The organism is Nonomuraea angiospora (assembly GCF_014873145.1).
GTDB classification, from domain to species: domain Bacteria; phylum Actinomycetota; class Actinomycetes; order Streptosporangiales; family Streptosporangiaceae; genus Nonomuraea; species Nonomuraea angiospora.
Genome location: NZ_JADBEK010000001.1, coordinates 2365575 through 2385534, shown reverse-complemented (window position 1 = coordinate 2385534; position 19960 = coordinate 2365575). Strand labels below are relative to the sequence as shown.

Below are 19960 nucleotides of genomic sequence, written 5' to 3'. Positions count from 1 at the left end.
CGATCATGAACACCGTCCTGGTCGTCACGCCGACCTACAACGAACGAGACACCCTGCCCGGCATCGTCGGCAGGATCCGCGCGGTCGTACCCGCCGCCCACATCCTCGTCGTCGACGACAACAGCCCCGACGGGACGGGCCTGGTCGCGGACGAGCTCGCGGCCGAGCTCGACGGCGTGCACGTCCTGCACCGGCAGCGCAAGGAAGGGCTGGGCGCCGCGTACGTGGCGGGCTTCCGCTGGGGACTCGCGCGGGGCTTCGACGCGCTGGTGGAGATCGACGCCGACGGCTCGCACCCTCCCGAGCGGCTCCCCGCCCTGCTGGACGCGGCCGAGCGGGCCGACCTCGTCATCGGCTCCCGCTGGGTGCCCGGCGGCCGCGTGGCGAACTGGCCGCGGAGACGGGAGCTGCTCTCACGACTCGCGAACCGTTATGTACGGGCGGCGCTCCGGCTCCCTGTCGCCGACGCCACCGGCGGGTTCCGCGTCTACCGGGCCGCCGCGCTCGAGAAGATCCTCCTGGAAGGCGTGGAGTCGCGCGGTTACTGCTTCCAGGTGGACCTCACGCTGCGAGCAGTACGTCACGGATGCGCGGTGGCGGAGGTGCCGATCACCTTCGTCGACCGTACGAGCGGGGCGAGCAAGATGAGCGGCGGTGTCCTCTTCGAGGCGCTCTGGCGGGTGACCCTGTGGGCTCTCACGACACGGACACGCGGTATTCACGCACCCACGCGTTCAGCTCGACGAGCTGCACCAGCAGCTGGGCGGCGCTCGCCCCGCCCGGAAGCTGCGCGCGCAGCTCGTTGGCGCCGATCTGTTTCAGCAGGTCGTTGAGTCGCGGCGCGTCGAACATGGCGCGCAGCGGCGACTCGCTCGCGTTCACGATCCACGTCGCCTCGCGCACCAGCGCCTGATCGTGAGCCGGGTTCTGGACGTGCGGGTACGCGCTCTTCTCCCGGGTCAGCGTCGACGGCGGGAGGAGGTCGGCCATCGCGTCCTTGAGCAGGCTCTTCAACCCGCCCGCGCACTTCATCGACCAGGGGACGTTCCAGACGTACTGGACGAGCCGGTGGTCGCAGAACGGCAGCCGCACGTGCAGCCCCTGCGCCGCGCTCATCCGCTCCTTGCGGTCGAGCACGACGGCGAGCGGCCCCGCCATCCCGAGATACAGCACCTCCCGCATCCGCGCGTCCAGCCCGGTCTCACCCGGCAGGCGCGGCACCTCGCCGAGGAGTTGCGCGTAGCGCGCCCGCTCGTCGCCGTCCCGCGCCAGCTCCGGCACGAGGAAGTCGGCGAGTTTCGGCCCGTCCCCGAGCCAGGGGAAGGTGTCGCGCCGGATCAGCTCGGGCTTGAAGAGGTACGGATAGCCGCCGAAGAACTCGTCCGCCGCCTCGCCGGACAGCGCCACCGTCGTGTCCCGCCGCATCCGCCGGAACAGCAGGTACATCGACGCGTCGAACTGCCCCCACCCGGGCAGGTCGCGCGCGCGGCGCGTGGCCGGGATCGCGGCGAGCAGGTCCGGCATCGTCGCGGTGAGCGTGGTGTGCCTGCTCCCCATGTGCTCCGCCGCCGCCGCGGCGTACGGCGCGTCCACGTCCGGGCGCAGCTCGGTCGGCGCGAAGTGCGCCTTGTCGCTGTCGAACTCGACGCAGTACGTGTCGAGCGCGTGCGGCAGCAGCCGCGCCGCCAGCGCCGCCACCGAGGTCGAGTCCACGCCGCCGGAGAGCATCGCGCCGCACGGTCCCGACGCGGGCAACTGGCCCGCCACGGCGTCATGGAGCAGCTCCCGCACGCGCTCGGCGGTCTCGGCGGGCGTGTGGTGGTGCGGCTCGCTCGTCAGCCGCCAGTACGCCCGCGAAACCGGCCCGTGCTCGGCCGTGTACGTGATGACGTGCGCGGGTTTGACCTCGTGCACGCCGGCGAGCGGCGTCTCACCGGCGAGCGTGAGGCGCGGCTGCAGCGCGATCGCCATCAGCGACCGGTCGAGACGCGGCGTGAACAGCGGATTCGCCATGATGCCCCTGGGGAGGGAGGCGAACAGGATCCCGCCCGGGTAGGGGTGGTAGTAGAGCGGCTTCAGGCCCAGGTGGTCGCGCGCCAGCAGCAGCCGCCGGTCCCGCCCGTCCCAGATCGCCATCGCGAACGCGCCGACGAGGCGGCCGACGAGGTCCGCGCCGTGCCTCAGGTAGGCGTGGAGCAGCACATCGATGTCGGTGGCCACGGGGGGCAGGCCGAGGGACCGGCGGAGAGCGGCCAGGTTGTAGATCGCGCCGTCGTACACGAGCACGACGGTCCCGTCCTCCGGCGCGGGGCCGCGGCCCGTCGCGAACAGCGCCGGTTGGCGGCCTTCGCCAGGACTCGGGATCGTGCGGCGGCGATGGCCCAGCGCCGCGTGCCGGGTGACGTGGACCGCGCCTCCCTCGGGCCCGCGGTCGCACATCGTGTCCGTCATGGCGCGCACGACGTCCGCCCGTCGCGTGAGGTCGCGTTCGAAATCGATCCATCCGATGAGACCGCCGCTCATCCGGTCAGCTCCCCTGCAGTAGTCAGTTGGTCCAGCTCCGTGAGCACCCGCCGCACTCGGGTCAGCGCCTCGCGGGTGCGGTCCGGCTCGTGGACGAGCGCGATGCGCAGGTGGCCCGCGCCGGGGTTGGGCCCGCGGCCGGTGGCCGCGCCGAGGTAGCGTCCCGGCATCGCCGTCACCGCCTCCGCCCGCCACAGCCGGCGTGCGGCCTCCTCGTCGTCCCGTACGGGGAACCAGAGGAAGAATCCCGCCTCGGCCCGCTGATAACCGGCGAGATTGCCGAGCAGTTCGTCCGCGATGTCCCAGTTCGCGCTCACGGCCGACCGCAGGCGCGCGACGTGCGCGTCATCCGCCCACAACCGCGCCGCCACCGCGCACACCGGCGCCGCGAGCGAGACCCCGCAGGTGCGGTTGTGGTCCGCGTACGCCGCCACGCTCCCCGGATCCCCGATCACGAACCCGGACCGCAGGCCCGGCATCCCGGACCGCTTGGACAGGCTGTGGAGCACCAGGAAGCGTCCCGCTCCGCCCGCCAGGCCGGAGGTCAGGAAACCGCCTGTGGACGAGCCGTGGACGAGGTCGATGTAGCACTCGTCGACGATGAGCAGCGCGCCGGCCGCCCGCGCCGCCGCGCCGATCGCGCGTACCGTGCCGGGGGCATGCGTCTCGCCGCGCGGATTGCCCGGTGAGCAGACGACGACCGCCGCGACGTCCCGCCGGGCGGCCACGGCGGCGGCGGCCTCCGGCGCGTGGCCGTAGAAGATCGCCCGGCCGCCGGCCGCCCGCACCGCCGCGTGGTACGTGGGATAGAACGGATTGGGCAGGACGACCGCCGGAGCGGACACCCGGCCGCCGGCTGAGACGGCGAGGGCGATGGCGGCCGCGACGGCCTGTTTCGTGCCGGGGGACGGCTCGATCGCGAGCGATCCCCCGCGTACGGCGGCGCCGAGGTGGGCGCCGAAGCGGCGTTCGAGCCAGCCGGTGTAGGCGGCGCGGAGTTCGGGGGTGCCGCCGAGCGGGGGATATCGCGTCCAGCCGGTCACGTCACCCAGGAGACGGCCGTCCACCGGCGGCGTGACGAGGCGGGCCTCGCCGAGGTGGAGGGGGATCGGGGTGACGCCGGCGGGTGCCGGGATCCCCGCCAGGAGCGCGCGCAGCCGGTCGAAGGCGCTCGGCGTCGAAGTCGGTGATGGGGTCGGTGATGGCATCGACGGAGGGGCTCAGTCGCGGACGAGGTCGTTGAGGGCCGTCTTGCCGCGGGTGCGGTCGTCGGCGTGCTTGACGATGATCGCCGCATAAACCGATATATCGGGATTGCTGGCGTCGATGCGGGAGCCCGGGACGACGACCGCGTTCTCGGGGACCTCCCCGTACGTGACCTTTCCCGTGGCGCGGTCGACGATGGGCGTGGATCTCCCGAGGAAGACCCCCATGCCGATCACGGCGCCCCGCCGCACGACCACGCCCTCGGCGATCTCCGAGCGCGCGCCCACGAAGACGTCGTCCTCGACGATGACGGGCTGCTCACCGAGGGGTTCGAGGACGCCGCCGATGCCGGCTCCGCCGGAGATGTGGCAGCGTGCGCCGATCTGCGCGCAGGAGCCGACGGTGGCCCAGGTGTCGATCATCGTTCCCGGGCCGATGTAGGCGCCCACGTTGACGAAACACGGCATCAGCACCGCCCCGGGCGCCACGTACGCGCCGTGGCGGACGACCCCGCCGGGGACCACGCGCAGGCGCGCGTCGCCGAAGACGGCCTCGTCCCAGGTCTCGAACTTGAGCGCGATCTTGTCGAAGCTCTTCGGCTGCCGCGGGCCGCCGGACCCGACCTCGTTCCGGCCGATCAGGAACGACAGCAGGATGAGCTTCTTCACGAACGTGTCGACCACCCACTCCGGCCCCTGCGGCCGCGCCGCGCGCAGCTCTCCGCGGTCGAGGGCCGCGAGCCCGGCGGTGACGTGCGGCGCGAGGGCCGCCAGCTCCTCCCCGGACAACGACTCCCGCCGCTCGAAGGCGCTCTCGACCAGGCTCCTGTTCAAGGTCACACTCCCCAGCGGACGGTCGCGATGTAGTCGTCGTAGGTTTCGGCCCGCCGGATCTCCACCACGTCGCCGCCGTCGGTGAGCATCAGCTCGGCGGGGCGCAGGCGGCCGTTGTAGGTGAAGCCCATGGCGTGGCCGTGGGCTCCGGTGTCGTGGATGAGCGCGATGTCGCCGTCGCGGGGCTCGGGCAGCTCGCGGTCGATGGCGAACTTGTCCAGGTTCTCGCAGAGCGCGCCGACGACGTCGAATCGGCCGAGCTCCCTGCCCTCGGCGAAAGGCAGGGAGATGTGGTGGTACGCGCCGTACATGGCGGGCCGCATCAGCGACGACATCGAGGCGTCCAGGCCGACGATCTCGTGGCCCTTGCGGCAGCGGTTGATGACGCGGGTGACGAGGACGCCGTGCGGGCCGGTGACGTACCGGCCGATCTCGGTGAGGATGCGCGGCCCGCCGGGGCCGAAGAACTCCTCCCGGGCCGCGAGGATCTCGTCCGCGTACGCGGTGAAGTCGATGGGTTTGTCGTCCTCGTGGTAGGGGATGCCGAGCCCGCCGCCGACGTTCACGTACTCGAGCTCGATCCCGACGGCCTCGGCGACCCGCGCGCCGTGCCGGATGACGTCGGCGGCCGCCCGCGCGGCGCGGCCGGTGTCGAGCTCGTTGGCGCACGTCATGCCGTGGATGCCGAACCGCCGCGCGCCACGGGCGACGGCGTCGGCGTACGCGCCGGCGAGCTCCCGCACGGGCACGCCGAACTTGCTGTGCGCCGCGTCGCCCATGAGCGCGCAACCGGCGGCCAGCCCGGTGGGGGAGATGCGGAAGGCGACGGTATCGGGAAGTTCACCGACTTTTTCCGCGAACGACCTGTCGTCGAACGTTATCAGTGCTCCGGCGGCGCGGGCCGCGCGATATTCGGACAGCGTGGTGTTGTTGGAGGTGAACACGATGTCACCGGCCTGGGCGCCGACCGTCCCGGCCAGCCGCACTTCCACCGCCGACGAGCAGTCGAAACCACTTCCGGCGGCGCGCAGCAATGCCAGGATATTCAGGTTCGGCAACGCCTTCACGGCGAAATATTGCCGGTACGAGGTGTCGCCGAATGCGCGTGTCATCGCCTCGTGGGTGGCCACGATGTTGCGCGCGTCGTAGACGTGGAATGGCGTGCCGTAATCCGCGACGAGCTCGGGGAGCCGCGGCAGCAGTCGCTCGGCGAATTCAGCCGACATTGGCAAGACGGGATCCGATCGTCAGGGCACGAGCGCGACGCAGATCGTGCGGTTACGAATTCCGCTGACCGGCCGCAGATACGGGAAATAGTAGCTTTCCACCGGCTCGAACCCGAAAGAAATCAGGCTCTTGTGCAGATAGTCCTTGGCGATGAACCAGAACCCGTCCACGTGCTCGTGCGGCGCGAAGTCGGCCTTGGCGTCGCGGGGCGCGTCGTTGGACAGGACCAGGTACGTTCCCGGCCGCAGGGCCAGGTCGCGCAGCTTTCCGAGGGCGGGGGCGAGCTCCCCGGCCGCGTCGAAGAGATGGCCGAGCAGGCCGTCGGCGTAGACGACCGAGACGTCGGCGGCGTCGGCGGGAGGCAGGTCGAAGAAGTCGACGGTGCGGGCGTCCACCCCCTTCTGCCTGGTCAGCTCGACGGCTTCGGCGTTGCAGTCGATGGCGCGCACGTCGCAGCCGTGCGTGACGAGGTCGCCTTCGACGAAGCCGTTGCCGCAGCCGAGCGAGAGCACCGCCGCCCCGGGGGCGGTCAGCATGAGGATCTTGAGGACGACGTGCGCGCGGTATTCGGGGACGTAGGTCGAGGGGGTGATGGAGTCGTTGAAGGCGCCACCGCTCTCCCAAATGTCATAGATGCTCTGCGAGGCGGAGCCGACGGAGCGGGGCAGGCAGTAATAGTCGTGAATGCGCGCCAGCTCCGGTCTGGATTGCGGCACCCTTTCCCTCCCTGAGTTTGTCGCCGTTGAGTTTCCGGCCGTCGGACGGGCGGCAGGAGCGTAACACGCGGCCGACGGCGGGCAAAGGCCCGTGTCCAATACCGGCCGGAACAAAGGCGGGCGCCGGCTGATTCGCCGGGTGTGAGAAGTCTGTAACATGTAAACTCGCTGGTCGGCGCCGGTCCCGAATTTTGTCCCGACACTTATCGGGGCCGCCCGCCGGGCCGATTACGGTAAATGAAAGTTTCCCGCGTCCTTGCGCCGCGCGGCGGCCGCGCCGTATGCTCCCGCCGTGCTTGAGTTGATTCCCATCACGGCGGGTATTGGCACTGAAGTCCGTGGCATTGATGTCACCGGTTATATTTCCGACCAGGATTTCGAGCGCATCTATCGCGCCTGGATCGACACCACCATTTTGCTGATCAGGGGCCAGGAAATGACCCCGGCCGAACAGGTGGAGTTCAGCCGCAGGTTCGGCCGGGTGGTCACCTACACCAGGTCCCAGTTCAACGCCGACGACCATCCCGAGATCCTCGTCCTGTCGAATCTGACCCGTGACGGCAAGCCGATCGGCTCGGCGTACAGCGGGCGGGTGTGGCACAGCGACGGCGCGTACCTGGCCGCCCCGCCGGCGGGGTCGATGCTGTACGCGCGCGAGGTGCCGCCGGTCGGCGGGGACACGTGGTACGGCAACATGTACGCCGCCTACGACGCGCTCCCGGACCAGGTCAAGGACCGGATCGCCGATCTCAGGGTCATCATCAGCCGGGTCCAGTCACGGCCCTACAACTACCCGGACCGGCCGCCGCCCACCGCCAAGGAACGCGAGGAGTGGGCCGACGTCGCGCACCCGATCGTGAAGGTGCACGACGTGAGCGGACGCAAGGCCCTGTACGTCGGCGGCAACGTGCCGTGGCGGATCGAGGGGATGTCCGAGGACGAGAGCCGGCCGCTCATCACGTTCCTGCAGGAGTTCGCCACGATGCCGCGTTTCACCTACCGCCACCGCTGGCAGGCCGGCGACATCGTCCTGTGGGACAACCGCAGCGCCATGCACCGGGCCACCCCCTACGACGACGTCAACCACCGGCGCCTCATGCACCGGACCACCCTCGCGGCGGCCGGTTAGATGCGGGCGGACTACATCATCGTGGGAGCGGGCGCGGCGGGGTGCGTGCTCGCGGCGCGGTTGTCCGAGGACCCCGGCACGCGGGTGCTGCTGCTGGAGTCGGGGTCGCGGCGGCGCAGCCCGCTGCTGTCGATCCCGGCCGCGGAGACCATCCTCATGGGCAACCCCCGCTACGACTGGTGCTTCGAGACCGATGCCGACCCGACGATCGGCGGCCGGACCCTGCGCATCCCCCGCGGGCGCCTGCTCGGCGGGTCCAACCAGATCAACGGCATGATCTTCGTCCGCGGCCAGTGCGAGGACTACGACGAGTGGGAGCGGCTCGGCAACCCGGGCTGGTCGTGGGCCGGCGTCCTGCCGTACTTCCGGAGCCTGGAGCGCACGGCGATCGGCGGGCCGAGCCGGGGGAGCGGCGGGCTGATCAGCGTCGGCCTGCCGCGCGAGCGTGACGAGCTGTGCGACGCGTTCCTGGTGGCCGCGCAGAAAGCCGGATACCGGGAGAACCCCGACTACAACTCCGGTGACCAGGAGGGCTTCGGCTACTACCAGGTCAACCACGACCGCGGCCGCCGCTCGTCGGTCGCGGGGACGTATCTCCGCCGCGCGCTGCGGCGGCCCAACCTCATGGTGCTCACCGACGCGCACGTCACCGGGCTGCGGTTCGAGGGCACGCGCTGCGTCGGCGTCACCTTCCGCCACCAGGGCCGGGCACGGCAGGCCGGCTGCGGGCGCGAGGTGATCGTCAGCGCGGGCGCCGTCCAGTCGCCGCAGCTGCTCGAACTGTCGGGGATCGGCTCCGCCGACGTGCTCGCCGCCGCCGGGGTGCCGGTCGTGCGCCATCTGCCCGGAGTCGGCGAGAACTTCCGCGATCACTACGCGACCCGGCTGCGCTGGCGGGTCCGCCGTCCCATCACGTTCAACGAGCGCTCGCGCGGCCTGCGCCTGGCCCGCGAGGTCGCGACGTACGTGACGCGCCGCCGCGGGCTGCTCAGCCTGCCCATCGCGCTCGGCCACGGGTTCGTCCGCTCGTCCGACGCCGAACCGCGGCCGGACCTGCAGTTCCACTTCGCTCCGGCCAGCTACGGCGCGGGGGCGACCCGGCGGCTGGACACGGCTCCCGGCATGACCGTCGGCGTCTATCCGCTGCGGCCCGAGTCGGCCGGGTCCATCCACATCCGCTCCGCCGACCCGATGGCCCCGCCCGCGATCCGGCCGCGCTTCCTCGCCGCCGAGGCCGACCGCGCGCGGCTGGTCGCTGGGATGCGCATCGCGCGCCGCGTCGTCGAGGATCCCGCGCTCGACGCGTACCGGGAGTTCGAGCTGATCCCGGGCAAGGACGTCCGGACCGATGACGAGCTGGTCGCCTACGCGCGGGAGAACGGCGACACGTCCTACCACCCGGTGGGGACGTGCCGGATGGGCGCCGACCCGATGGCGGTCGTCGACCACCGGCTGCGCGTCCACGGCCTGTCCGGGCTGCGCGTGATCGACGCCTCGGTGATGCCGACCATGGTCTCGGGCAACACGAACGCCGCGAGCATGATGATCGGCGAAAAAGGCGCAGCGCTCGTTATCGCCGATTTCCTGGAGAACGCATGAGGTTCGACTACGCACGCAACCTGGCCGCCGCCGGGACCTTCCGCGACTGGCGCAGCGCCTTCTGGCCGCCGTCCGCCGGCTACCAGCTGGCCTGCCTCGACCTCGCGGCCGAGACCCCGGACCTCGGCGGCGGCTTCCTGGCCGGGCTGGCCGCGCTGAGGGCGGCCGTGGACGCCGACTGGCAACGGGTCAAGGAGGCGGCGGGGCCGCCCGAGGACTCGCGGGAAAGACGGCGCTTCCACGCCCCGGCGCTGGTCGCCTCCGCCATGCGGGACATCGCCAAGCACCTGCCCGACGACGCCGACCGGCGCGCGCTCGCGCTGCGCGCCGACGCCGTCGAGCACGGCTACTCCGCCGACGCCCTGTGCGAGCTCGCCGAGCTGCGGGAGGATGTGACGCTCGTCGCGGGCCATCTCGGCACCTGGTCGGGCAAGGACCCCGGCGGGCTGCCCACGGCGTTCGCCTGCCGCCGCGACGACGCGGGGCAGGAGTACGTGGCCGCCGCGCTCGCCGAGCGGCACCAGGTCGAGCCGTACCTGCGCGCGCTCATGGCGGACCTGCGGCTCGGCGACCTCCCGGCGTTCGGCGCGACCCGGCTGTTCTTCATGGCCGGGGAGGGCAACCTGCACCCCAAGCACATCGCGTACTTCCTGCCGGAGGACGAAGGGGTCGACCAGTCGCCGTACAAGAAGACCTACTACTTCCGCAACACCCACCGGGCCGTCCTCGACACGGTGTCCGGGCCGCTCTCCGCCCGGTACGCGCGGGTGGGGAACGGGTTCGACCCGGCGGCCGAGCGGTTCGCGGGGATTCCGACGCTCGGGGTGCTCAGCCACGAGTTCGGGCACTTCGTACACCGGCCCGCCACCGACTTCACCCCGCTGTGGACGGCCGACCCGTGGGTCGTGGGGGTGCTCCAGGAGACGGCCGCCGACGTGTTCGGCATCCTCGTCCTGGCCGAGGTGTGGGCCGGGCCGCTCGGGCTGGACCAGGCCGACGTCATCTCCTACTACCTGGCCGAGTGCCTGCGTTACGTGGACCGCGGGCTCGGCACGTTCCCCGACAGCGACGGCATGTTCCTCCAGCTGTCCTACCTGGTGAAACTCGGCGCGCTCGCGCTGGACGGGCCCGCCCTCGCCGGTGAGCCGGACGTGGTGCTCGCCGGGCTGCGGTCGCTGGCCCGCGTCCTGGCCGAGACCCTGCTGCTGCCCGACCCCGGGCCCGCGCTCGCCTTCCACGCCGCGTACGGCCCGGCCGACCTCGGGCCCCTCGAACCGCTGGTCGAGGAGTTACGCCGCAGGCCCATGCAGTCCGTCGAGTACGTCCAGGAACACCTCCATGTTCGTTGACTCCCTGGTGGACAAGCTGGCCGAGCACCCCGGGCAGCGGATGCGCTTCCTGTCGCGCGACGGGAGCACGCTGGTCAGGACGTACGCCGAGATCCACGACGACGCCGGCCGGCTCATGGCCGAGCTGCGCGACAGCGGCCTCGGCGCGGGCGACCTCGTCGGCGTGCTCGGCCCCAACTCCTACGAGTGGATCCTCGCCGACCTCGCGCTGCTCGCACTCGGCTGCGTCCCCGTCGCCATCCCGGCGGAGAACCGTCACGACGCGGCGCGGATCGGGGCGCTCGTGGACACGTACCGGCTGGCCGCGCTGCTGGTCACCCGGGCGCTCCCGGGCGAGGCCGGCGCCGGCCTGCCCCCGGCCACCGCGGTCCTTTCCGAACGGCCGGTCAAGCTCGACCCGGTACGGCACGCCGACGCTCCGGCGCTGCCGCCCGGCGTGCGCACGATCGCGTTCTCCTCGGGGACCGCGGGCACGCAGAAGGGCCTGCTGCTCACCGACGACGGCATCGCCAACACCGTCGAGCTGTCGGCCCGCGCCTGGCAGGTCACGCCGGACGACGACATCGCGATCGTGATGCCGTACTCGAACTTCCAGCAGCGCTACCTCACCTACCTCGCGATCTGGACGGGCTGCGCCGCCACCGTCGTCCCGCCGGAGATCATGTTCCAGGCTTTCAAGGCCGTGGAGCCCACGATCATCCTCGGCCCGCCGTCCTTCTTCGAGCTGCTCCACAACCGCGTCATGGCCGCCGACCCGGCCGAGCGCATGGACAAGGGCCGCGGGTGGCTGTCGATGTACGGGTCGCGGGTGCGGCTCATGTACACCGGGTCCGCGCCGGTGCCGCCGGCCATGGTCGCCCTGTTCCAGGAGCTCGGCGCGCCGCTCTACGAGCTCTACGGCAGCACCGAGATCGGCTGGATCGCCATGAACGTGCCGGGCCGGGCCAAAATCGGCACGGCCGGACGGCCCGTGGACGGCATCACCGTCGAACTCGGCGACGACGGCGAAGTCCTCGTACGCGCAGAGCGGCCGCAGGTCGCCGGGTACGTCTACGAAGGCGTCGAGACCCAGGACGCGGTCTTCCTCCCCGACGGCAGGATCGCCACCGGCGACCTCGGGGTCCTCGAGGACGGATTCCTGCGGCTCACCGGCCGCAAGAAGAACGTGATCATCACCCGGAGCGGGGTGAAGATCAACCCGGCCGAGCTGGAGGCCGACGTCGAACGCGCCTTCCCCGGCGTCCGCGCCATGGTGGCCCTGCCGGCCGGCGCCGCGCTGCTCGCCTGCGTCCTCTGGATCGAGGACATCGAGGACATCGAGGACACGGCCAGGGCGGCCGAGGTCGAGGCGTACATCAAGCGGATGAACGCGGGCCGCGAGCCGTCGCACCGGATCGCGACGACTCTCGTCCGCCCGGCGGAGGAGCTCACCGTGGAGAGCGGTCTGCTGACCCGGAACTTCAAGATCGACCGTGGCGCGGTCGCGCGCGCCGTCTGGGGGAGTGGCGACAGGTGACCGAGGAGGCGCTCTGCAAGATCATCGCCAGCGTCCTGCCCGGCAGGGACGTGGCGCCGTCCATGAGCCTCAGGAACGACCTCGGCGTCGACTCGATCGGGCTCATGAGCATCGTGTTCGTCCTCGAGGAGCAGACCGGCATCGACGCCATGAGCCACATGGGGGAGTTCATCGAGGCCGAGTACGTGCACGACATCGTCGGCATCTGCCTGGGAGCGAACTCATGACGATCATCGACTTCCACTGCCACGTCGCGGCCGAGATGTGCTTCCCGCCGTCCTTCCGCGACGGGGTCATCGACAACATGGCCGTGGCCATGCGGGCGCGCGGCCTGCCCGCGACCAAGGAACGGCTGCGCCGCATGCACGACGCGACCCTCCAGGACCCGCTGTGCGACCAGCTCGTCAAGGAGATGGAGGACGCGGGGATCGACGAGGCCGTGCTGCTGCTGCCGGACTTCACGTACGCGCTGAAGGACGGCACGCACTCCATCGAGGAGATCATCGACCACCACAAGGCCGTCGTCGATCGGCATCCCGGCCGCTTCCGCGTCCTGGTCGGCGTCGACCCGCGCTGGGGGGCCGACGGGATCGCGCTGTTCGAGCGGGCCATCGTCGAGTACGGCTTCGACGGCATGAAGCTCTACCCGCCATGCGGCTACCGCCTCGACGACAGGGCGCTCTACCCGTTCTACGAGATCTGCGCGCAGCATCGGCTGCCGGTGCTGTCGCACATCGGCGCGACCTCCCCGGCGCTCGACTTCGAGATCGCGCTGCCCATCTACGTGGACCGGCCCGCGCGCGACTTCCCCGACGTGGACTTCGTGCTCGCGCACGGCAGCGTGCACTATCCCGACGAGTGCGCGATGCTCTGCAACAACCGGCCGAACGTCTACATCGACGCCAGCGGTTACGAGGCCCCCGACGGCGTGGCCGGGCTCAACCGGTTCTTCCGCCGCAACATCAACCACAAGGTGCTGTTCGGCACCGACTGGCCGATCTTCCGGCTGCAGGGCAAGCAGGCGAACTTCGTGGAACGACTCACGGCCGAAGGAGCCTTCCCGGCTGAGATGACCCAGGCCGATCGCGACCTGTTCATGGGGAAGAACGCGAAACGGCTCCTCGACAAGAAGGGCACAGGCAGATGACATCGTTGACCGACGGCCTCACCGCCGAGCAGGTCCAGTTCTTCAAGGACAACGGCTACGTCGGCCCCTTCGATCTCTACGGGCCCGACGAGGCCCAGAAGATCTGGAGCAAGGCGATGATCGAGATGGCGTTGTCGAAGAACAAGCCGCACAACTCGACGGTCATCAACTACGACCGGCACCTGGACTGCGACACGCTCTCCGAGCACATCTCGCGGCCGGAGATCGTGAACAAGCTGCGCTCGCTCCTGGGCGAGGACATCATCTGCTGGAAGTCCAACATCTTCCAGAAGCAGCCGGGCGACGCGGGCACCGGCTGGCACCAGGTCGAGAAGTACATCGTCGGCGAGACCACGACCGCCGCCACGCCGTCGCTGAGCTTCGCCTACGACCGCGACGACGACGCGGTCCTCCAGGACGTCAGCGTCTGGACCGCCTTCTCCCCGGCCAAGCGCGAGAACGGCTGCCTGCGCTTCATCCGCGGCAGCCAGAAGCGCTGGTTCTACGACGAGAACAAGCGGCTCACCAAGAGCCCGGAGCGCAAGACCGACTTCTTCGGCTACGACTACTCCGAGCTCCAGCTCGACCCCGACTGGGACCCGGAGAAGGAGGACGTCGTCGAGATGGAGATGGAGCCGGGGCAGTTCGTCCTGTTCGTCGAGAAGTGCGTCCACGGCTCCCTACCCAACATCAGCGACCAGACCCGCCTCGGCTACGCCTCCAGGTACGTGATCCCGCAGACCAAGGTGTACGAGCACGTGGACAGGCTGGTCGAGTTCGGCGACGAGATCGCCCTCGACTACCACGGCTGCGTCCTGGTCTCCGGCGAGGACAGGTACGGCTACAACCGCATCTACACCGAGAACCTCAACGGCTTCGCGTTCAAGCAGGTGGCCGCCGATGCCTGACATCGACGACCGGCTGCGGAACTTCGTCGACTTCCTCGGCACGCAGCCCATGGCGCCGGAGCTCACCTACGACGAGGTCGCGCGGAGCAGGTCGCGCGCCGAGCTCGGGATCAGCTCGCTCAACATCCTCATCCTCGTCAACACCTACATCGAGGAGAAGGCGAACGGGAGGATCGCGCTGCGTCCCGAGTGGGTGCCGATGCTCGAGGACGTCGACGGCATCCTGTCGGTGATCGAGGAGATCGACGCGAGCGCGCCGGCCGAGGTCTGAGTGGGCGGCATCGGGTCCTTCGCGTGCGTGTTCGGCGACGCCGAGGGCCGTCCGGAGGACATACCCGGCTTCGAGGACCTGTGGCGCGCGGTCTCGCCGGACACCGCGTTCGCCGCGATGGGCACGGGCACGTACCGGAAGATGACCGGGCCGCTCGTCCCGTACCTCGTGGACTGCGTGGCGAAGGTGCTGAGCGCGCACGGGGTCCGCGCGGGCGAGGTGGACCGGCTCGTGCTCGCGACCTCCGACGCCGTGCTCGGCCTGCTCGGCAGGGACGTCGCCGTCGAGGTCATGCGGGCCGCCGGGCTGACCGCGTGCGTCCCCGCGATCGTGTCGCTCCAGCAGTGCTGCAGCTCGCTCGAAGCCCTCCGCTACGGCTGGGGCCTGGCCGGCGCGGGCGCGCGCAACGTCGTGCTGGTGGCGCTGGACCTCACCCCGGACGACCGCGACCGGGTGAAGTCGTTCGCGCTCTTCGGGGACGCCGTGGCGGGCTGCCTGATCAGCCGCGACCACGGCGGCCTCACGCTCGCCGGGACGGGGCTGGCCGCGGACTTCTCCGGCATGATCGGGCAGGACACGTTCGCCTCCCGGCAGGCGGTCGCGCGGGCCGCGCTGGACCAGGCGTTTGGCCAGGCGGGCCGCGGACCCGGGGACGTCACGAAGATCTTCCCCTCGAGCCTGTTCGCCCCCATCGTGAGCTTCAACGCGATGGCCGCCGGCCAGGCCCGCGAGCTCCTGCACTACCAGGAGCCGATGACCAGGTACGGTCACTGCGGTAACGCGGACTGGCTGATCAACCTGATGGACCACACCGACAAGTCCGGCCCGGAGCGAGGAGCGCTCTACCTCGCGCAGGCCTCCGCGCCGGGCTTCTTCGCGTGCGCACTACTGGAGGCAGGATAAATGAAGATCGTGGTCGACGACCTGCGCGGACCGGAGATCGCCGCGTTCCTGGAGGAACACCTGCGGGAGATGCACTCCATCACCCCCGCCGAGAGCGTGTACGCGCTCGACCTCGACGGGCTGCGCGTCCCCGAGGTCACGTTCTGGTCGGTGTACGACGGCGACCAGCTCGTCGGCTGCGGCGCGATCAAGCGCATCGACGACGGGCACGGCGAGATCAAGTCCATGCGCACCGCCCGCGAGCGGCGGCGCGACGGCGTCGCGAGCCTGCTCCTCACCCACATGCTGGAGGAGGCCAGGGCGATGGGCCTGAAGCGGCTCAGCCTGGAGACCGGCTCGACCGAGCACTTCGAGCGGGCGCGGAAGCTGTACGAGAAGTTCGGCTTCGAGCCCTGCGGGCCGTTCGCCGGCTACGGCCCCGACCCGCACAGCGCCTTCATGACCCGGACGCTCTGACGGCATGAAGGACGACGTCTACGACTACGACCAGCGGTTATACGACCGGTCGTTCCTCAACTGCTACCAGCGGCAGGCCATGGTCATGCTCGCCGAGCGGGTCCCCGACCTGCCGCTGGTCTTCTGCAACTGCCTGGTCGGCGGCGACGACATCGCCGACCAGGTCATCCGTCTCGGCCGCCCGAAATACGACTTCCAGAGCAAGCTCCTCGACCCCGCGGCCCTCGCCCGCGTCGGGATCGCCCGCGAGTACGTCCCGTTCGACACCTACGCGCAGGCGCGCGAGCTCGTCATCGACACGGTCGCGCGCGAGGGTTACGTGATCCTCTTCGTGGACGTCTACTACCTCCCGCACACCCCCGAGTACCGGACCGACCACGTCGTGCACACGATCACGCTCACCTCGTACGAGGACGGGCACTGGTCGATCCTCGACGACAACCGGGCGAGCGTGCTGTGCCGCTACGCCTACCCCGAGGACGTCATCGCCGCGGCGTACGACAACGGGAAGCTGCGGCACGTCAGCTGGTTCCCGGCCGGCCCGTACGACGCGGCGGCGGCGGTGACCGGGTCGGCGGCGGCGTTCTCCGAGGTGCTCCGGGCGCACGACGACACGTACGCGCTGCTGGAGGGGGTCACGGACCTGCTGGGGACGCGGTGGATCACGCCCGCCCGCGCAATCGCCCTCCTTTATGACGCTTTTTCGGTGTATGAGGGGTCGCGGGCGTGCCTGCGGGAGTTCGCCGCGCGGCAACCGGCGTACGCGGACGCCGAGCCGGCGCTCGCGGACCTCGTCGGCCGGTGCAAGGACATCAGGAACCAGCTCATGATCGGCAAGGCGATCGGCCAGGTGGACGCGTTCCGCGTGGCCGCCGCGTGCGCGGAGCTCCGCGCGGCCGAGGAGGACACGCTGAAGCGGCTGCGGGGACAAGGGGGAGCCTGATGGCGATCGATCCACGCCTGATCGTGACCGGGTTCGGCCCGGACGGCGCGGCGGTGATCGTACATGACGCGTCCGTCGCGCCGATCACGGCCCGCGCGCTGCCCGGCCAGGAGATGTACCTGCTGTGGGGCAGCCCCGACGGCGGCGCGACCGTCGGGCCGAAGGCCGACGGCCCGGTCACGCTGCCCTTCTTCGCCGGAGCCGGCGGGACGCGGCTGCTGCTCGTGCGCTTCCCGCCCGCCTCCGCGATCGCCGGGCTGCCGGCCGCGTCGTCGCCCGAGGACCAGGCCGAGATCGACGCGGAGGTCGAGGAGCGGCTCCCCGGCCTGATGGACGTCTTCCAGCCCGGCGACCCGTCGGGGATGCACACCACCGACACCCTCGACTACGGAATCTGCCTCGAAGGCGAGCTGTGGCTCGAACTCGACTCCGGCGACGAGGTCCGGCTCACCCCCGGCGCCTGCGTCGTCCAGCAGGGGACCAGGCACGCCTGGCACAACCGCGCCGAGACCCCGGCGCTGATGGCGTTCGTCGGCGTCGGGGCGGAGCGGCCGTCATGAAGCGGCTCGTCGTCGTGGGGACGGGGCCGCGCCTGTACCGGGAGTTCATGCTGCGCAGCATCGGCGAGCGCTACGACGTCCACCTCGTCATCGGCCGGCCGGCCGAGTGGGAGACGCCGTACGTCCGCGGCGTCAGCGTCGTACCCGGGATGGCGGCGGACGGCATCGTGGCCGCCGTCCGGGACGTCGTCGCACGAGACGCCGCCGACGGGGTCATGACGTGGGCCGAGGACCACGTCGTCGGCACCGCCCTCGCCGCGGCGGCCGTCGGCCTGCCCGGCCCCGGCCCTGACGCCGCCCGCGCCTGCCGCGACAAGCACCTCACCCGCTCGGCCCTCGCCGCGCGGGGCGTGCCGCAGCCACAGTCGGAGCTGGTCGCCGACGTGGCCGAGGCGCGCGCCGTGGCGGAGAAGTTCGGCTACCCGGTCGTCGTCAAGCCCAGAGCCGGGGTCGCGAGCCAGGCCGTCGCGCTGGTCCGCGACGGCGAGGAGCTGGCCGACCACTTCGCCTCCGCTCATCGTCTCCCGGCCGCCGGCCTGCGGTCCCCGGACCGCTTCGTCATGATCGAGGAGTACCTGACCGGGCCGGAGATCGCCGTCGACTCCGTCGTACGGGACGGCCGGGTCCTGCCGGTCTTCGTCTCGCACAAGGAGATGGGCTACGCGCCGTACTTCGAGGAGACCGGCCACTGGACGCGCGGCGACGACCCGCTGCTCGGCGACCCCGAGATCACTCGTTTCCTCGCCCAGGTCCACGCGGCCATCAGGTACGCCACCGGCGCCACGCACACCGAGCTCAAGCTCACCGACGAGGGTCCGAAGCTCATCGAGATCAACGGCCGGCTCGGCGGTGACCTCCTGTCCTACCTGTGCGACAGCGCCTCCGGCGTGGACCCGGGCCTGGCTCTCGCGGCGGTGTCGTGCGGCGACGCCCCCGACCTCACGCGGACGCGCGCGCTGTGCGCGGGGATCAGGTTCGCCTACCCGCCGTGGCACGAGACCCGCGTCGAGGGGATCGCCTTCGACGAGTCCGCCCTGCCGCCGGAGGCGGGCCTGGCCGTCCCGCTCGTCCGCCCGGGGGAGGTCGTCCTGCTGCCGCACAAGGACCTCATGGAGGGCCGCGTCGCCTTCGCCACCGCCGCCGCGGGCACCCGCGCGGAGCTGTCCGCCGCGCTCGACCGGGCGCTGGCGGCGTTGCGCTGCACGTGGAGCCCCGCATGACCGGCACCCCGCAGGCGCCCGCCGACGAGGCTCCCGCCGGAGTGATCCGCACGCTGCGCGAGCTGCCGCGGCCGGCGATCGTGCTGCTGTTCGGCATCGCGCTGAACCGGATGGGGAGCTTCGTCGCGCTCTTCCTGGTCCTGTACCTGACCGGCCTCGGCTACAGCCCCGCGCAGGCCGGGTTCGTCCTGACCGGGTTCGGCGTGGGGTCGATCGTGGGGACGTTCGTCGGCGGCAGCGTGACGGGGCGGTTCGGCGCGCGGGTGGTGATCGTGTGGTCGATGCTGCTGTGCGGTCTGTCCACCGCGGGGCTCGCCGCCGTGACGGCGCTCGTCCCGTTGCTGATCGTCGGCTTCGCGGCGGGCGCGTTCGGGCAGATGTACCGCCCGGCCGCGGCGACGATGCTCGCCGAGCTGACGCCGCCGCAGCGGCTCGTGATGACCTCGGCCGCCGGCCGGTTCGGGCTCAACCTCGGCGCCGCCGTCGGCCCGCTGCTGGGCGTATGGCTGGCCGCCGCGTACTCCTACCAGGTGGTCTTCGCCGTCAACGCCGTCGTCGACCTGCTCTTCGCCCTCGTCGTCCTGCTCGTCATCCCGGCCGGCGCCGGCCACCGCGCGCCCGAGGACCCCGCCGCGCCCGAGGACCCTGCGGCGCGCGAGGACCCTGCGGCGCGCGAGGACCCTGCGGCGCGCGAGGACCCTGCGGCGCGCGAGGACACCGCGGATCGCGAGGACACCGCGGATCGCGAGGACACCGCCCGTTACCGCGACCTCCTGCGGGACCGCCGGTTCCTGCTGTTCCTCGCCGGAATGTTCATCACGGCGGTCGCCGAGGTCCAGTACCAGTCGACGCTGCCGCTCGAGGTGCAGCAGCGCGGCTACCCGACCGCGCTCTACGGCGCGGTCGTCGCGCTCAACGGCGCGCTCGTGATCCTCGTCGAACTGCCGCTGACCACCCTCATCCAGCGCTTCTCCATGCGGGCCACCGTCGCCGCCGGGTGCCTCCTCCTCGGCGTCGGCCTCGGCCTGTTCGGCCTGCCCTTCGGCCCGTGGGTCTTCATCCTCGGGGCCGTCGTCTGGACGCTGGGAGAGATCATCAGCGCCCCGTCCATCGGCGCGTACCCGGCCCTCGCCGCCCCGACCCCCGCCCTGCGGAGCCGCTACATCGGCGCGCTGTCCACCTGCCAGACGGCCGGCTGGGCCGTCGGCCCCAGCGTCGGCACGGCGCTGTTCGAGTATGTCGGCGGCGCGGTCTGGCTGATGTGCGCAGGTCTGGGCGTTCTCGCCTATCTCGGGATGCGCGCGGGCGTCCGCGACCTTGTCCCGCGCTAGCCGCCGGCGCCCGCTTCCTGTGGCAGAGCCGCAATTTTGGAGCACGCGCTCTGTTATTCTGACGGTGATGCCCCGTCCTGTCCTCGGGGTCCATCATTTGCCGTTCGAGATGAGGAGTCGACT

General features: G+C 71.2%; 19 protein-coding genes and 1 pseudogene. 15 read left to right on the top strand and 5 right to left on the bottom strand.

Annotated features, from left to right (window positions below; translation table 11 throughout):
• Nucleotides 1–5 precede the first annotated feature (5 nt).
• Nucleotides 6–833 (top strand): polyprenol monophosphomannose synthase, encoded by an 828-nt coding sequence (locus H4W80_RS10910; RefSeq protein ID WP_225963359.1) that lies wholly within the window; start codon nt 6–8, stop codon nt 831–833.
• Here H4W80_RS10910 and asnB read toward each other — a convergent pair.
• The 5 genes and pseudogenes from asnB to H4W80_RS60520 form a co-directional block, all read right to left on the bottom strand.
• Nucleotides 781–2523, bottom strand: a pseudogene (gene asnB, locus H4W80_RS10905) (asparagine synthase (glutamine-hydrolyzing)); the annotation flags it as partial. The gene H4W80_RS10910 and the pseudogene asnB overlap by 53 nt on opposite strands.
• Nucleotides 2520–3731, bottom strand: a complete 1212-nt coding sequence (locus H4W80_RS10900) for an aminotransferase class I/II-fold pyridoxal phosphate-dependent enzyme (RefSeq protein ID WP_192784986.1) — start codon at nt 3729–3731, stop codon at nt 2520–2522. The gene H4W80_RS10900 and the pseudogene asnB, both read right to left, overlap by 4 nt.
• Nucleotides 3732–3743: 12 nt before the next feature.
• Nucleotides 3744–4562, bottom strand: coding sequence for a 2,3,4,5-tetrahydropyridine-2,6-dicarboxylate N-succinyltransferase (locus H4W80_RS10895; RefSeq protein ID WP_225963358.1), 819 nt, complete (start codon nt 4560–4562; stop codon nt 3744–3746).
• Nucleotides 4563–4564: 2 nt separating this feature from the next.
• Complete coding sequence (locus tag H4W80_RS10890) at nt 4565–5788, bottom strand: diaminopimelate decarboxylase (RefSeq protein ID WP_225963357.1); 1224 nt, start codon at nt 5786–5788, stop codon at nt 4565–4567.
• Nucleotides 5789–5809: 21 nt separating this feature from the next.
• Nucleotides 5810–6505, bottom strand: a complete 696-nt coding sequence (locus tag H4W80_RS60520; RefSeq protein WP_318786800.1) for a class I SAM-dependent methyltransferase — start codon at nt 6503–6505, stop codon at nt 5810–5812.
• A 292-nt stretch (nt 6506–6797) separates the two neighbouring features.
• On the opposite strand from H4W80_RS60520, the gene H4W80_RS10880 reads away from it, so the two are divergent.
• Genes H4W80_RS10880 through H4W80_RS10815 form a run of 14 tightly spaced genes read left to right on the top strand, consistent with a single transcriptional unit; the run spans nt 6798 to nt 19837 of the window.
• A complete protein-coding gene (locus tag H4W80_RS10880; protein WP_192784983.1) occupies nt 6798–7634 on the top strand; it encodes a TauD/TfdA dioxygenase family protein in 837 nt (278 codons plus the stop codon).
• Nucleotides 7635–9233: a GMC family oxidoreductase gene (locus tag H4W80_RS10875; protein ID WP_192784982.1), complete on the top strand. Its 1599-nt coding sequence runs from the start codon at nt 7635–7637 to the stop codon at nt 9231–9233.
• The gene (locus H4W80_RS10870; protein ID WP_192784981.1) at nt 9230–10582 is read left to right on the top strand and encodes a hypothetical protein; all 1353 of its coding nucleotides are present in this window, start codon (nt 9230–9232) and stop codon (nt 10580–10582) included. The genes H4W80_RS10875 and H4W80_RS10870 overlap by 4 nt, the downstream gene beginning before the upstream one ends.
• Nucleotides 10572–12098 carry an AMP-binding protein gene (locus H4W80_RS10865; protein ID WP_192784980.1) on the top strand — a complete coding sequence of 509 codons (1527 nt, stop codon included), beginning with the start codon at nt 10572–10574 and terminating at the stop codon, nt 12096–12098. The genes H4W80_RS10870 and H4W80_RS10865 overlap by 11 nt, the downstream gene beginning before the upstream one ends.
• Complete coding sequence (locus tag H4W80_RS10860) at nt 12095–12325, top strand: acyl carrier protein (protein ID WP_192784979.1); 231 nt, start codon at nt 12095–12097, stop codon at nt 12323–12325. Before H4W80_RS10865 ends, H4W80_RS10860 begins: the two co-directional genes overlap by 4 nt.
• Nucleotides 12322–13245, top strand: a complete 924-nt coding sequence (locus H4W80_RS10855) for an amidohydrolase family protein (RefSeq protein ID WP_192784978.1) — start codon at nt 12322–12324, stop codon at nt 13243–13245. The genes H4W80_RS10860 and H4W80_RS10855 overlap by 4 nt, the downstream gene beginning before the upstream one ends.
• Nucleotides 13242–14153, top strand: coding sequence for a chlorinating enzyme (locus H4W80_RS10850; protein WP_192784977.1), 912 nt, complete (start codon nt 13242–13244; stop codon nt 14151–14153). Before H4W80_RS10855 ends, H4W80_RS10850 begins: the two co-directional genes overlap by 4 nt.
• Entirely contained in the window at nt 14146–14424 is a 279-nt protein-coding gene (locus tag H4W80_RS10845; protein WP_192784976.1) for a hypothetical protein, read from the top strand. The genes H4W80_RS10850 and H4W80_RS10845 overlap by 8 nt, the downstream gene beginning before the upstream one ends.
• The gene (locus H4W80_RS10840; protein ID WP_192784975.1) at nt 14425–15327 is read left to right on the top strand and encodes a beta-ketoacyl-[acyl-carrier-protein] synthase family protein; all 903 of its coding nucleotides are present in this window, start codon (nt 14425–14427) and stop codon (nt 15325–15327) included. It begins immediately after the preceding gene.
• Nucleotides 15328–15783, top strand: a complete 456-nt coding sequence (locus H4W80_RS10835) for a GNAT family N-acetyltransferase (RefSeq protein WP_192784974.1) — start codon at nt 15328–15330, stop codon at nt 15781–15783.
• A gap of 4 nt (nt 15784–15787) precedes the next feature.
• On the top strand, nt 15788–16726 hold the full coding sequence (locus H4W80_RS10830; protein WP_192784973.1) for a BtrH N-terminal domain-containing protein: 939 nt from the start codon (nt 15788–15790) through the stop codon (nt 16724–16726).
• Complete coding sequence (locus H4W80_RS10825) at nt 16726–17286, top strand: cupin domain-containing protein (RefSeq protein WP_192784972.1); 561 nt, start codon at nt 16726–16728, stop codon at nt 17284–17286. Before H4W80_RS10830 ends, H4W80_RS10825 begins: the two co-directional genes overlap by 1 nt.
• Nucleotides 17283–18506 (top strand): ATP-grasp domain-containing protein, encoded by a 1224-nt coding sequence (locus H4W80_RS10820; protein WP_192784971.1) that lies wholly within the window; start codon nt 17283–17285, stop codon nt 18504–18506. Before H4W80_RS10825 ends, H4W80_RS10820 begins: the two co-directional genes overlap by 4 nt.
• Nucleotides 18503–19837, top strand: coding sequence for an MFS transporter (locus tag H4W80_RS10815; RefSeq protein WP_192784970.1), 1335 nt, complete (start codon nt 18503–18505; stop codon nt 19835–19837). The genes H4W80_RS10820 and H4W80_RS10815 overlap by 4 nt, the downstream gene beginning before the upstream one ends.
• Nucleotides 19838–19960: the final 123 nt, after the last annotated feature.

Excerpts from the sequence above, each read along its gene's own strand:
- H4W80_RS10910 (WP_225963359.1), top strand. The coding sequence starts at position 6 with ATGAACACCGTCCTGGTCGTCACGCCGACCTACAACGAACGAGACACC.
- H4W80_RS10900 (WP_192784986.1), bottom strand. The coding sequence starts at position 3,731 with ATGCCATCACCGACCCCATCACCGACTTCGACGCCGAGCGCCTTCGAC.
- H4W80_RS10890 (WP_225963357.1), bottom strand. The coding sequence starts at position 5,788 with ATGTCGGCTGAATTCGCCGAGCGACTGCTGCCGCGGCTCCCCGAGCTC.
- H4W80_RS10875 (WP_192784982.1), top strand. The coding sequence starts at position 7,635 with ATGCGGGCGGACTACATCATCGTGGGAGCGGGCGCGGCGGGGTGCGTG.
- H4W80_RS10870 (WP_192784981.1), top strand. The coding sequence starts at position 9,230 with ATGAGGTTCGACTACGCACGCAACCTGGCCGCCGCCGGGACCTTCCGC.
- H4W80_RS10865 (WP_192784980.1), top strand. The coding sequence starts at position 10,572 with ATGTTCGTTGACTCCCTGGTGGACAAGCTGGCCGAGCACCCCGGGCAG.
- H4W80_RS10855 (WP_192784978.1), top strand. The coding sequence starts at position 12,322 with ATGACGATCATCGACTTCCACTGCCACGTCGCGGCCGAGATGTGCTTC.
- H4W80_RS10850 (WP_192784977.1), top strand. The coding sequence starts at position 13,242 with ATGACATCGTTGACCGACGGCCTCACCGCCGAGCAGGTCCAGTTCTTC.
- H4W80_RS10845 (WP_192784976.1), top strand. The coding sequence starts at position 14,146 with ATGCCTGACATCGACGACCGGCTGCGGAACTTCGTCGACTTCCTCGGC.
- H4W80_RS10835 (WP_192784974.1), top strand. The coding sequence starts at position 15,328 with ATGAAGATCGTGGTCGACGACCTGCGCGGACCGGAGATCGCCGCGTTC.
- H4W80_RS10830 (WP_192784973.1), top strand. The coding sequence starts at position 15,788 with ATGAAGGACGACGTCTACGACTACGACCAGCGGTTATACGACCGGTCG.
- H4W80_RS10825 (WP_192784972.1), top strand. The coding sequence starts at position 16,726 with ATGGCGATCGATCCACGCCTGATCGTGACCGGGTTCGGCCCGGACGGC.
- H4W80_RS10820 (WP_192784971.1), top strand. The coding sequence starts at position 17,283 with ATGAAGCGGCTCGTCGTCGTGGGGACGGGGCCGCGCCTGTACCGGGAG.
- H4W80_RS10815 (WP_192784970.1), top strand. The coding sequence starts at position 18,503 with ATGACCGGCACCCCGCAGGCGCCCGCCGACGAGGCTCCCGCCGGAGTG.